This is a genomic window from Exiguobacterium sp. s39 (assembly GCF_018618925.1).
GTDB lineage: Bacteria > Bacillota > Bacilli > Exiguobacteriales > Exiguobacteriaceae > Exiguobacterium_A > Exiguobacterium_A abrahamii.
Genome location: NZ_JACSNA010000001.1, coordinates 373,135 through 385,966 on the forward strand (window position 1 = coordinate 373,135; position 12,832 = coordinate 385,966).

Genomic DNA, 12,832 nt, shown 5'->3' on the forward strand with positions numbered 1-12,832 from the left:
AAATGCGTCCGCATACTTTCAGGCAGCGGATCAGCGATTCGCTGCCTGAAGTGCGTCATGACGAAAGAATCAACGTCGACCGTTTTTACTTTTGCGAGATAGGGAATAACAGATGAGGAAAGGATGTGACCTGATGAGTACGAAGAAGAAAGGGATTTTGCTCTCATTTTTGATGCTGACGCTGCTCCTTGGGGGTTGTATTCGCATCCAGTACGATGCGACGATCCATACCGATCAGAGTGTTACCTTAAAGACGACATATGCCGCAAAGGAACACCCAGTGGCGCGTTTATTGAATCTAAATCCGAATTGGAATAGTTATGTCAAACAGGCAGAAAAGAACGGCTATGCAGCGAAGGCGTTCAAGACGAAGGATGACTATGAAGGGATCCGGATGCAGAAGACATTCGCGAACTTCAAGGACATGACATCGATCAAGGACGAATGGAAGACGGGGATTGGCGGAATTCTCATTCCACCCGATACGAAGTTCGACATGAAAAAATCGGACGGTTTTTGGTTTGATACGTATCGACTTGATACGAACATCGATCTCAGTATCGATCGTTTGAATATCAAAGGCTATCAACCGACAGGACAAGTCAAGAAACTCGCCGATCGGTATATCCGTCAAGCCGATATCGAGATCAAGCTCCATGGCCCAAAAGTGATCGGTCTCCAAAACGGTGAAAAAATCGACTGGTCGAATTACCATGATGTGTCATGGAAATTATACGGAACGAAAGCCAACCAGCTACAGTTGATTGCGTATGTACCGAATCCGACAGGTTGGATCATTACCGGTATCGTGTTATTAATCGGTGTCGGATTATTCCTCTACTGGGTCTTTCACCGTGTCCGTCGTTTGCGCCGGCAACAGTTGAAGACGATCGGCATCTCGCTCCTCGTCTGTTTGATCGTCGGGGGAGGCGCGTGGTGGGTGTTCGCGGAGGATACGTCGAGTGCGCCGCCACCAACGCGTCAAATCGTCACACAAGGGAAGAGTGAAATCGTGCCGACGTTCCTCGTCCACGGGTTATTCGGGACGGAGCGGACGTTCGTGCCGATGATTCAAAACTTCACGAATAAAAAAGTCGCCGATGATGGCGGTCGATGTGACGTGACCCGTTCCGGGAAAGCGACCTGTAGCGTCAAACCATCATCGACCGGCTACCCACTTGTCCGAATCGTCTTCGCAGATGATGAGGCAAGCCTTGTCGATCAGCAAAAGTGGTTGAATGCGGCGATTGCAGCTTACGATGCGAAACAAAAAGCGACCTTTGCCGATATTCAGCTCGTTGGGCACAGCATGGGTGGTGTCGATGTCGTCGCCTACACGGTCCAAGAGGAGATGCCGTATCACGTCCGAAAAGTCGTGACGCTCGACTCACCGATCGCCGGTTCGGATTACGCGAAGCTCGGCTTGACACTTGCGCCACTCGGCACGAATACGAACAGTCCTGCCATACGTGATCTTGCGAAAGGTTCTCCAGCAATGAACAATCTGACCCAACGGCTTGAGACGTGGCCACGCGACGTGCTCGTCTATTCGTTTGGTGCCAAAGGAGGCGACTTCAATCTGATTTCGTTAAATAGTTCGTTTGCACTCGAGAACTACACGGATAACATTCAGACGAAATCCTATAAGTATGATCACTTCACGATTCATCGCCGGGAGCCGGTCTTCCGCGAAATCCGCAATTTCCTGTTTAAAGAAAATCGAGTCACGGAGGAGGAACCATCATGAAACAGGTCGTCATCGTCGGCGGAGGAATTGCCGGTCTAACGGCTGCGGCATTGATTGCACAAGAAGGACATGCCGTCACGGTACTTGAGGGAAGTCGTGAATGGGGAGGATCAGCCGGGAAGTTCACGCGCCGGGACTTGACGTATCCAGTTGGAGCGACCCTTGGGATGGGATTTGAACCGGGTGGCATTCATGCCCGTGTGCTCGATCATCTCGGAGTGACGCACCAGGTCAAGCCACTCGACGTCGTCATGACGATTCGCATCGAAGGACGATTGATTCATTATTATCAAAATCGCGATGTCTTTCTAACCGAATTGACGTCACATTTTCCGGAGCAAGCATCGTCGATTCGGGCATTCTTTGCTGAAATCGAGCAGATTCATGAGGCGATTCGTCCACTGATGGCAGAACTGCCGGCATTGCCACTTCAAGATTTAGCCGACGTCCGGCGGTTAGTCCGTCACACGAAAAGTGTCGTCCTCTTACCGTATTTTCCGCTGACGATTGGTCATCTGTTACGCAAACATCGATTAGCGGATACGCTGTTCGCACAAGTGATCGACGGGATCTTGCTCGACAGCATGCAGACTGGGCAGGAAGCATCTGCTTTACTAGGAGCCGTCGCCTTATCGATTTACCACGAGGGTGCTTATTATGTCCTGGGTGGATTATACCGACTGGCCGAGCAATTGAAAGAGACAGCCGAGGCGAGCGGGGCAACCTGTCTCCTTGGGCGAAAAGTCACGTCGATTCGTAAGACGCCGGATGGTTTCTTGATCGAGGATCGTCGCGGACGCTTGATGCTTGCTGATGCTGTCATCTGCGCAGTTCCGCTTGAAGGCATCAGGGAAGTCGTCAGTTCGGATATGAAACGAACGTTACGACGGACGTATCAGCGACAGGAAAAGCTACAGCAATGGGCGACGTTTACGTATTATGCGGCGATTCCGGAGTCGATCATTTTGTCTGACGAAGCATTCCGGCAAGTTCATGATCCGTCCTTACCTTCAGGTCATGCCTTCATCTCCCTCTCCCGTCCGGACGACCGATTACGTGCACCAGCCGGTCAGCGGACGCTGACGATGTCATGTCATGTTCCGATTGGTACGTTTGATAAGACGGACCGGAAACGCTACGACGAACAGGTCGAGGTGATGTCGGCGATCTTCGAAGCTATTCTTGAACAACAGTTTCCTGGCTTCGTGCAACAGGCGATCGAACGCCATCCGGGTGGACCCGGTGCGTGGGTACGCTATACGTTCCGTCCGGACGGTGGAGTCGGGGGATATCCGCAACGTCCGAGTACAAGTCTCTTGTTCGCGGCTCCGTTTCGTACGGGCATCGATCACTTCTTTGCGATCGGCGACACGATCTTTCCGGGTGCCGGGACGATTGGGGCGACGACGTCTGCGATTCATGTTGCCCGACAGTTTAACGTCAGATTATGAGAAATCGTCGTAAAATGATGAAAGAAGCGACGCATCTGTCGCTTTTTTCACATTTGAGGATTATGATGAGGAAGAGTCGGGAACATGATATCCATGAACAGAAAGAGAGAAGGAGTGAAGAACCATGGAGACATTCGAGCAAAAATGTCAGTCGTTCATTCAGGAACGACGACCTGAAGTCGGTCCGATTCAATTCGAGTCGGCGCGTACGTTTCTCAATGCACGCGGTTTAAGCGTTTACGAACGGATTTATCAAGGGAAAGAGGAAGTCCGATTAGCGTTCGTCGAGCAGACGAATGGTCAACAACTCGTGTCATTAATGGAAAATACATTCGGCAACGGACTGGTCTATTTTGTCTCAACGGCAACCGCGACATGGGATGGCGACCGTTTTGGTGAATACACGTTTTAAGTACATAGAGAGTCCCAGTCGATGACTGGGGCTCTTTCGTGTCGAAACCTAATCCTTGTCCCGTTCGTAAGGTAGATAAGTGACTCAGTTGAAGGAGGAAACGATGTGTCATCACTTGAACAACCTAAAACATCGACACGGCGGCTTGCGACCGTCTCGTTGATTTTCATGGCGGTCGGATTCATCGTCTCATTGCCATTTAAAGAAAATGCGTGGGTCTTTTGGCTCCAGAGTGGTTTTGAAGCCGGACTCGTCGGTGGGATTGCTGACTGGTTCGCGATCACGGCGTTGTTTCGCCATCCGCTTGGCTTAAAGATTCCCCATACGAACCTGTTGCCGAAAAATCGGGAACGGGTCATCGAATCAATCGTTCATATGCTCGAGACGGACTTGCTCAATAAAGAGAGTATCGTCGCGAAACTCCAGCACATGACGCTCGCAGATCGTGTCATCAAAATCTTACGTTCGATTCTCGTTCTGCCTGCTTTTCGAGCGACCGTCACCGAACTGTTGATTGGTTTAATTCGGAAACTACCGAAAGAGGCGATTCTTGAGTTTGCGAATACACGGGTGACGGAGACGATCAAAGCGTATCCGTCAAAACGGCTGGCTGTCCGAGCGATGGAGTTAAACGAGGAACGTCGCCTCGACGAGTGGCTGATGGACCAGTTACTCGATTATGGGCAACGTCTGCTCGAAGACCCCGTCATCCGCGATCAGATTGGGCGCCTTGCCTATACGGCGATGATCGATCAAGAAAAGAATACGTTCTTGCGGGTGACGGCGCGAACCGTCCAAAAAGTCTATTCAGAAGAAAAACTCAGTCTAGTCATTCAAGGTGTCTTGTTGACGGTCATTCAAGATATGCGACACGTCCATCACCCGAATCGTTTAGCGATTCTTGATCATTTGCGTCGTAATCTGGCACAGTTGTCGATTGATGAAGAGCGTCTAGCGAAAATCGATGCCTGGAAGGCAAGCGAGGTCGACCGGTTTGACTTCGTTCCGGTCATTGAACGCGCGTATGATGCTGGTCTGATCGAACTCGAACGCTACTTGACGTCAGATGCCTTCTGGACGGAACGGGCGATGCCGATGCTTTCTCGCGCTTTAGACGACTGGGAACAGCATCCGACGTTCAAGGATAGCAGTGATCAATGGATGAAGGAGCAACTCGTTCGTTTCGTTGAACAAAATCACCAAAAAATCGGTGGACTCGTCCGCGAGAACTTAAACCGGTTCGATACGGAGACACTGATTCATATGATCGAGGATAAGGTCGGCAGTGACTTGCAATGGATTCGGGTCAACGGGGCATTGTGTGGATTCATCATCGGTTTGATTCTCGGTGCGATCAAGGTGTTCGTCGGATGAGCCGGTGGACATATGATGTGACGTTGTCGGAAGCATTTGATTTTAAAGGAGTCGTGTCTCGTTTGACGGGAGACCCGTTACAAATCGAACAGGATGGGCGACTCGTCGTTCCGATCTTCATCAACGATCAGGCATACATCACGACGATGGAAGCCATCGATGGTTACACGTTACGGATTGACGGTTCAGGACCGCAAACAGCGGTGCTGACGCAACTCAATCGACGCTTTCGACTCAATGAGCCGAATCCTGCGCAGCGTCTCAAGGCGACGTCGTTACACGCGATCGTCGAACAGTTCGGTGACGAACGACTCGTGCTTGATCATTCACCGTTCACGGCCTTGATTCGCTCGATCATTCATCAACAAATCAATCTGTCATTTGCCCATACGTTGACGGAACGTGTCTTTCGAACATTCGGAACGGTCAAGGACGGAATCATTCTTCCGCCGACACCGCGTCAATTAGCAACGGCGCGTCGCGAGGACTTGCTTGCTCTGCAACTATCAGGACGTAAAGTCGATTATCTGCTTGGCGTAGCGACGGCAACAATCGATTATGATGCATTGACGTCAGCCGACGACGCAGAAATCGCTGAGACTTTGATTGCACTGAAAGGCGTCGGACCATGGACGGTCCAAAACGTCCTGATGTTCGGGTATGGTCGTCCAGATTTGTTTCCGGCATCTGACATCGGGATATTACGGGCTTTCGAACAGTTACTCGGTTACCGACCGACTGTTGAAGAGGCGACGCGACTGGCAGAGGAATTTGCCCCTGTCCGCAGTCACGCCGCCTATCTATTATGGCGTTCGATTGAATAAGGAACTATTCTTGTCACTCTATCGTGAGAACGGTATAATGAATGCGACAGAACGAGGAATCGTTCAGAATGCTAAGGGAAGCGACGTGTTCGCTAACGATAGAGGGGACGAATGTGGATGTATACAGATGAACAAATCATCGAAAAAGCCAATGAAATCGCCAAAATGATTTCAGAGACACCGGAAGTAGAACGATTTAAAGCGGCAGAAGCCAACATCAATGGGAATGAAAAAGTCCAAAAGATGATGAAACAAATCAAGTTCCTTCAAAAAGAGGCAGTCAACTGCCAGCATTACGGCAAAACAGAAGCACTCGCACGTGTCGAAGCGAAGCTCGATAAATTGTTCGCTGAGCTCGATGAGATGCCTGTCGTCCAACAGTTCCAAGAAACACAAGAAGAAGTCAACGGACTTCTCCAATACATCACGGTGACGATCTCGAACGGGATTACGGATCAAATCATCGAAGCGACGGACGGAGATGTTCTCGCTGGTAAGACAGGTAGCGGCATGGAAGCAGAAAACAAAAGCGGCGGTTGCGGCTACTAATCACGAAATGAACGAAAAGCCGACGGACATCCGTCGGCTTTTTCTACGAATGAGGTGGAAGAATGGAAGCAGTACACAACACTCCGATGATGAAACAATACTTCTCGATCAAGGCGGATTATCCGGATGCCTTTTTGTTTTATCGACTCGGTGATTTTTACGAATTATTCTTTGAGGATGCCAAAAAGGTCGCCCATGAGCTGGAGTTGACGCTGACGGCGAAAAACGGCAAGAACGCGGAACATCCGATTCCGATGTGTGGCGTGCCCCATCACGCAGCGAACGGCTACATCGAACAGTTGATCGAGCGTGGTTATAAAGTGGCGCTTTGTGATCAAGTCGAGGATCCGAAGTTGACGAAAGGACTCGTCAAACGCGAAGTCATCCAAGTCATCACACCGGGAACGTTGATGTCCGCCTTGACGGAAAAAGAGAATCGGTACTTAGTCGCGGTCGTCGAACAGGACGGTCGCTTTGGGATTGCTCGCGGTGATGTCTCAACAGGTGAGAGTGCCTTGACAAGCGTTGCGACACTCGACGGTGTAGTCAAAGAACTGAGCATCATTTTGCCACGGGAAATCATCGTCACGACAGAGGAACACGAGACGGCGCTCGCGCACTTACGGATTCCACTGACGCGTAGTTCTCGGCGCGAATCGCATCCGCACGGGGATCGTGCGATTGATGCAGCCCAAGCGGAAGCCTTTGCAGTGCTCTATGCCTACATGCACGATACACAAAAAAGAGCGTTGACACATCTACAACCCGCTGTCGTCTATGAAGCGAGTGACTTCATGCAACTCGAGCCAAATACGGTCAAGAATCTCGAACTCGTCCGCTCGGCACGGACAGGAGACAAAAAGGGTTCGTTGCTTGGTTTACTTGACGTGACAGGTACAGCGATGGGCGGACGGATGTTGAAACGCTGGCTTGAAAAACCGTTGTTATCGGAACGTGTCATCACCGAGCGGCTCGACGCTGTCGAGGAATTGTTGCAACACTACTTCGAACGTCAGCAATTAAAAGATACGTTACGAGAGGTCTATGATCTCGAGCGACTCGTCGCAAAAGTCGGTTACGGTACGGCGTCTGCGCGCGACCTCGTTCAATTGAAGTCGACGTTACGGCTGATTCCCCGCATTCAATCAGCGCTCGAGGAGATGATGAGCGAACGTCTTGGTCAACTCAGTCTCGGACTTGATCCGCACGATGAGTTGAGCGATCTACTCGATCGTGCTTTCGTCGAAGCCCCACCGATCTCAACGAAAGAGGGCGGAATGATTAAGGCTGGTTATTCAGCAGATCTCGACGAGTTACTCGTCGCCTCAAAAGACGGCAAGACATGGCTTGCGACACTTGAAGCCAGTGAACGGGCAGCAACCGGTATCAAGACGTTGAAGATCGGCTACAATCGCGTCTTCGGTTATTACATCGAGGTCTCACGTGCCAATGCCAAGCTGTTGCCGGAAGGACGGTATGAACGGAAGCAGACACTTGCCAATGCTGAGCGTTATATCACACCGGAACTGAAGGAAAAAGAAGCTTTGATCCTTGGTGCGGAAGAGAAGAGTGTCACGCTCGAGTACGATCTCTTCTGTGGAGTGCGCGATGAAGTCAAAGGACACATCGAAAGCTTACAACGGGTCAGTCGCCGGATCGCGGAGCTCGACGTCCTCGTCGCACTGGCTGAGATTGCCGAGACGCACGACTATGTCCGACCAATCACGACGACGGGACGAACGGTTGATATTCAGCAAGGACGTCACCCGGTCATCGAAACAGTCTTACCGCGCGGTGAATACGTCGCGAATGGGATCACCTTAAACGAAGGACGCGAGATGCTGTTGATCACTGGACCGAACATGTCCGGTAAATCGACCTATATGCGACAGTTCGCCTTGATCGCCTTATTGCATCAAATCGGCTCGTTCGTACCAGCTGCTCAAGCGGAACTGCCGATCTTCGATCAAATCTTCACGCGAATCGGGGCGGCAGATGACCTCGTCAGTGGACAGTCGACATTCATGGTCGAGATGGTCGAGACACAAGAAGCGTTGACGCGTGCAACGGACCGGTCGTTGATCCTGCTAGATGAAATCGGTCGCGGGACCTCGACGTACGACGGGATGGCACTCGCACAAGCGATCGTTGAACACATCGCCCGGCACGTTGGGGCGAAGACGCTATTTTCGACCCATTATCATGAACTGACGGTGCTCGAAGAATCGATTGATCGATTAGCGAACGTTCACGTCCGTGCCGTTGAACAAGATGGGCGTGTCGTCTTCTTGCATGAAGTACGCGACGGAAAAGCCGACCAATCGTACGGGATCCACGTCGCGCGGTTAGCTGATTTACCAGACAGCTTGATTGAGCGGGCGCAAGTCCTCTTGTCTGAGTTCGAGCAGGCAGAGCCTGTTCCGGTCGCAGCACCTGTCAAAGCTCCTGTTCAGGAGGAGCCGATTGATCAACTCAGTCTGTTCTCAGAAGCGGATCCGCTGCGTGAGACGATGGCGAGTCTTGATTTGATCAACATGACGCCACTCGAGGCATTGAATACGCTGTACCGCCTACAAGCCGAAGCGAGAAAGTGAGGAGAATGCAGTGGGAATCATTCGTGAATTATCCGATAGTTTAGCGAACCGGATCGCGGCGGGAGAAGTCGTCGAACGACCAGCATCGGTCGTCAAGGAACTGGTCGAGAACGCACTTGATGCCGGTGCGACACAAATCGATGTCGAACTCGAAGAAGCTGGAATGAAACGGATGACGATCCGCGACAACGGACACGGGTTTTACCCGGATGACGCTGAACTGGCTTTCGTCCGTCACGCGACGAGTAAGATTAAGGATGAGCATGACTTATTCCGAATCAAGACACTTGGTTTTCGCGGAGAGGCACTTGCCTCGATCGCGTCCGTCAGTAAAGTGACGTTGAAGACGAAACGTGAGGACGCGGAAGGGATTCAAGTGACGCTTGAGTACGGGACGGTCGTTGAACGGACACCAGCAGCAATGAACCGGGGAACGGAATTGACGGTCGAGCATCTCTTCTTCAATACACCAGCACGGCTGAAGTATTTGAAGACGACGCATACGGAGCTTGCGGCGATCACGGACGTGTTGAACCGGATGGCGTTTGCTCATCCAGACGTCAAACTTCGGGCTACCCATGAAGGGAAGACGTTGATTCAGACGAATGGATCAGGAGACGTCCGGCAAGCGCTGGCGAGTGTCTACGGTCATCAAACGATTCAAGGAACGTTGGTCGCCAAGGGCGCGAATGCCGATTATCAATTGACGTGTCATCTCGTCAAACCGGAAGTGACCCGTGCCTCGAAGAATTACATTACGTTGATTCTCAATGGACGTTCGGTCAAAAACTTCGCCCTGACGCAAGCGGTCTTGAACGGTTACCATACACTCTTGCCGATCGGGCGGTATCCGATTGCAGTCATCGAGGTGACGATGGATCCACTCCTGATCGATGTCAACGTTCACCCGGCGAAACGAGAAGTCCGTCTTTCAAAAGAGATGGAGCTCTGCCAGTTGATTCAGGAGACGATCAAGATGACGCTCAGCCGGGAGACACTGATTCCGAAAGTGACGCCACCGAAACCAAAAAAAGATCCGAGTAGCCAAGAAAAACTCGATTTTTCTTACGTCGCGGAACCAGTCGAAGAGACGTCATCGCGAGCGGTCTGGAATTATCCGATTCCGAAAAAGCCGCAAGAGGACGATCGACCATCTGAAGTGCAATCATTACCGTTTAGCAACGAGGATGATCTGTTCGAGCCCATCGCACCAGTCAAGCAGGAGTTTACTGAACCGATTGAGGAGCCACCCGCGCGTCCGCGCTTTCCGCATCTCGACGTCATCGGTCAACTCCATTCATCCTATATCGTCTGTGCCGGGGAAGACGGGATGTATATGATTGATCAACATGCAGCACAGGAACGGATCAAATACGAGACGTATAAGGTCATGTTCGGTCGACCACCGGAACAACGACAGCAATTGCTCTTACCGTATACGTTTGAAATCTCGTCGGATGACATGAAACGGATGGAGGAAGTCCTTCCGTTGCTAAAAGACGTTGGCATCGAGTTCGAAGCATTCGGTCCACAAAGCTTCATCGTCCGAGAAGTTCCGACGTGGTTCCCGTCACATCGGCAGGAAGAGACGATTCAGGAATTACTCGATGAAGCATTGATGAAGCGAAAAATCGATCTCGAGACGTATCGGGAAGATGCCGCCATCATGATGGCGTGTAAGAAATCGATCAAGGCGAATCATCCGTTGAACGATGAGATGATGCGCCGGTTGATTGACGATCTAGCGAAAACGGAAATGCCGTTCACGTGTCCACACGGACGTCCGGTCATCATCGAATGGACGACGTATGAACTTGAGAAGTTATTCAAACGGGTCATGTGATCAAGATGAGGAGACGATTCCATTCAGGTGTCGTCTCAGATTAAAAAGGGAGCTGATTCAAAAGTCAGTTTCCTTTTTGTTCGTCTCGAATCATTTTTTGTACTGATACACGACTGACTGGTTTTTGTTTGTGCTAATACAAAAAAAGGTGAGAATTTTCATGAGAACGGTTACTTCAGTTGATTAACTAGATTTCATTGATTGTTGAAGGAAAGAGGCGGATAATAAGACCCGAAACTGTTAACAAGGGGACCTTTATCATGTTGTCACGCGTTATGCGTATCATTCAAATCATTGCTCAAATCGCACTTATTTTTTGTTTTTCACTCAGTGGGGACTGGGTGAGCGAAACTTTCCAGTTACCATTACCTGGTAACATCATCGGCTTGATTCTGCTGTACGTGACGTTAAAAAGTCGATTGCTTCCTCTCGTCGCTGTTGAACGGGGCGGAACCTTTCTGCTGTTCGTCATGCCGTTATTCTTTGTACCAGCACTGTCCGGAATCATGGATTATACGGCATTCCTTCGAACATCTGGTCTTCAAGTTGTGTTGATCGTCGTCGTCAGCAGCCTGCTGACGTTAGTCGGATCAGCGTATATCGTCGATCGCTTGGCACACCGGAAAGAGGCGGTGAACCCACATGAGTGAGACACTGTTCTGGATCATCCTAACCATTCTTTTATTCAGTGGCGCGATGTTCCTTTATCAACGTCATCCTCGTGTCTGGACGTTACCGATCCTGACGGTGACGGCTGGCCTGATCGTGATTCTCGTCTATAGCGGCGTCTCACATGCAGAATACATGCAAGGAGGACAATACTTGTCGAAGATGCTCGGTCCAGCGATCACGGCATTTGCGATTCCACTCTATCGGGTCCGGCATCACGTCCGCCGTTTTTTACCGGAAATCGGACTCGGTGTGTTGCTTGGAACCTGTATTGCGATGAGTTCAGATTTGTTACTCGGTCTGCTGCTTCATCTCGAGCGGACGACGAACCTTGCCTTGTTACCGAAATCGGTCACGTTACCCGTTGCCTTAGCGATCTCACAAAAAGCAGGCGGGACGACGACGTTGACGGCTGCCTTCGTTTTATTGACCGGATTGACGGGATCAATCGTCGGACCAAAATTAATGACGGGCTTGAAAATTCGGCACTTCGTCAGCCGTGGAGTAGGCTTGGCATCGATTGCCCACGTCATGGGCGCGACGAAATCGATGAGTCTTGATCAGCGCGAAGGGGCGGTAGGTCTGTTGACGATGGTCTTGACGGCTGTCTGTGCCAGCATTCTCGCACCGTTTTTAATCACATGGTTATATGGCTAAACACTCTGTTTTTTCAACGGAGTGTTTTTTTGTAACCGATTGAAACTTGTCGACCACTTTTGCAGTATAGTACAACAGAAAACAGGGTGGAGGAGAAGAGGATGATCATTTGGATTAACGGTACGTTTGGCGTCGGGAAGACGACGGCAGCAAAAGGGTTACAAAAGCGTTGGAGCGGATCATACATTTTTGACCCGGAAGAGACAGGCTATTTCTTACGGGCACAACTGCCGGAAAACAAAGACGATTTTCAGGATGAGCCGTTGTGGCGCACGTTTAATCGACAGCTCCTCGAACAGCTCGATACGGAAGATGCGCGGATCATCGTACCGATGACCTTGACGAATCCAGCGTACTTTCAGGAAATTATCGGAACGTTACGCGAGACTGGACATGATGTCCGTCATATCGCCCTGATGGCGAAGGAGACGACTGTCAAACGCCGCCTGATCAGCCGCTTTGAGCGTCCAAACTCGTGGGGCGGTCAACAAGCGGAACAACGACTACGGCAATTATCCGATCCGCTGTTCAGTCAACAGATCGAGACGGATGATCTGACGAAAGGGCAAGTCATTGATGCGATTGCTCTCGTGACCGGGATCGGACTCTCGCCTGCCCGATCGTAAAGGATTCAAGAGGGATGTTTCCGGGAATCATTAGATGATAATAGATGAGGAGGAAACAATCTTGAACGAAGGGCAACTTATTGCTA

11 protein-coding genes are annotated in these 12,832 nt (G+C 50.7%); all 11 read left to right on the plus strand.

Annotated features, from left to right (window positions below; translation table 11 throughout):
- The first annotated feature begins 130 nt into the window (after positions 1-130).
- The 11 genes from KNQ11_RS01925 to KNQ11_RS01975 all read left to right on the plus strand — a co-directional run bounded on the left by KNQ11_RS01925 (position 131) and on the right by KNQ11_RS01975 (position 12,746).
- Positions 131-1,747 carry an alpha/beta hydrolase gene (locus KNQ11_RS01925; protein WP_214771846.1) on the plus strand — a complete coding sequence of 539 codons (1,617 nt, stop codon included), beginning with the start codon at positions 131-133 and terminating at the stop codon, positions 1,745-1,747.
- Positions 1,744-3,198 carry a phytoene desaturase family protein gene (locus tag KNQ11_RS01930; protein WP_214769176.1) on the plus strand — a complete coding sequence of 485 codons (1,455 nt, stop codon included), beginning with the start codon at positions 1,744-1,746 and terminating at the stop codon, positions 3,196-3,198. The genes KNQ11_RS01925 and KNQ11_RS01930 overlap by 4 nt, the downstream gene beginning before the upstream one ends.
- Before the next feature lie 124 nt (positions 3,199-3,322).
- The gene (locus KNQ11_RS01935; protein ID WP_029341204.1) at positions 3,323-3,610 is read left to right on the plus strand and encodes a hypothetical protein; all 288 of its coding nucleotides are present in this window, start codon (positions 3,323-3,325) and stop codon (positions 3,608-3,610) included.
- Positions 3,611-3,715: 105 nt separating this feature from the next.
- Positions 3,716-4,984 carry a DUF445 domain-containing protein gene (locus KNQ11_RS01940; protein ID WP_244290111.1) on the plus strand — a complete coding sequence of 423 codons (1,269 nt, stop codon included), beginning with the start codon at positions 3,716-3,718 and terminating at the stop codon, positions 4,982-4,984.
- Positions 4,981-5,808 (plus strand): DNA-3-methyladenine glycosylase family protein, encoded by an 828-nt coding sequence (locus tag KNQ11_RS01945; RefSeq protein ID WP_214769178.1) that lies wholly within the window; start codon positions 4,981-4,983, stop codon positions 5,806-5,808. The genes KNQ11_RS01940 and KNQ11_RS01945 overlap by 4 nt, the downstream gene beginning before the upstream one ends.
- A gap of 111 nt (positions 5,809-5,919) precedes the next feature.
- The gene (locus KNQ11_RS01950; protein WP_023467714.1) at positions 5,920-6,357 is read left to right on the plus strand and encodes a YlbF/YmcA family competence regulator; all 438 of its coding nucleotides are present in this window, start codon (positions 5,920-5,922) and stop codon (positions 6,355-6,357) included.
- 62 nt (positions 6,358-6,419) lie between these two features.
- Positions 6,420-8,951: a DNA mismatch repair protein MutS gene (mutS, locus tag KNQ11_RS01955; RefSeq protein WP_214769181.1), complete on the plus strand. Its 2,532-nt coding sequence runs from the start codon at positions 6,420-6,422 to the stop codon at positions 8,949-8,951.
- A gap of 10 nt (positions 8,952-8,961) precedes the next feature.
- The gene (gene mutL, locus KNQ11_RS01960) at positions 8,962-10,794 is read left to right on the plus strand and encodes a DNA mismatch repair endonuclease MutL (protein ID WP_214769184.1); all 1,833 of its coding nucleotides are present in this window, start codon (positions 8,962-8,964) and stop codon (positions 10,792-10,794) included.
- A gap of 260 nt (positions 10,795-11,054) precedes the next feature.
- Positions 11,055-11,444, plus strand: coding sequence for a CidA/LrgA family protein (locus KNQ11_RS01965; RefSeq protein WP_052017178.1), 390 nt, complete (start codon positions 11,055-11,057; stop codon positions 11,442-11,444).
- Positions 11,437-12,120: an LrgB family protein gene (locus tag KNQ11_RS01970; protein WP_214769186.1), complete on the plus strand. Its 684-nt coding sequence runs from the start codon at positions 11,437-11,439 to the stop codon at positions 12,118-12,120. Before KNQ11_RS01965 ends, KNQ11_RS01970 begins: the two co-directional genes overlap by 8 nt.
- A 101-nt stretch (positions 12,121-12,221) precedes the next feature.
- Positions 12,222-12,746, plus strand: coding sequence for an AAA family ATPase (locus tag KNQ11_RS01975; RefSeq protein ID WP_214769188.1), 525 nt, complete (start codon positions 12,222-12,224; stop codon positions 12,744-12,746).
- Positions 12,747-12,832 lie beyond the last annotated feature (86 nt).

Coding starts and splice junctions, on each gene's coding strand:
- KNQ11_RS01965 (WP_052017178.1), top strand. CDS start 11,055: ATGTTGTCACGCGTTATGCGTATCATTCAAATCATTGCTCAAATCGCA.
- KNQ11_RS01930 (WP_214769176.1), top strand. CDS start 1,744: ATGAAACAGGTCGTCATCGTCGGCGGAGGAATTGCCGGTCTAACGGCT.
- KNQ11_RS01945 (WP_214769178.1), top strand. CDS start 4,981: ATGAGCCGGTGGACATATGATGTGACGTTGTCGGAAGCATTTGATTTT.
- mutS (WP_214769181.1), top strand. CDS start 6,420: ATGGAAGCAGTACACAACACTCCGATGATGAAACAATACTTCTCGATC.
- KNQ11_RS01975 (WP_214769188.1), top strand. CDS start 12,222: ATGATCATTTGGATTAACGGTACGTTTGGCGTCGGGAAGACGACGGCA.
- KNQ11_RS01950 (WP_023467714.1), top strand. CDS start 5,920: ATGTGGATGTATACAGATGAACAAATCATCGAAAAAGCCAATGAAATC.
- KNQ11_RS01970 (WP_214769186.1), top strand. CDS start 11,437: ATGAGTGAGACACTGTTCTGGATCATCCTAACCATTCTTTTATTCAGT.
- KNQ11_RS01935 (WP_029341204.1), top strand. CDS start 3,323: ATGGAGACATTCGAGCAAAAATGTCAGTCGTTCATTCAGGAACGACGA.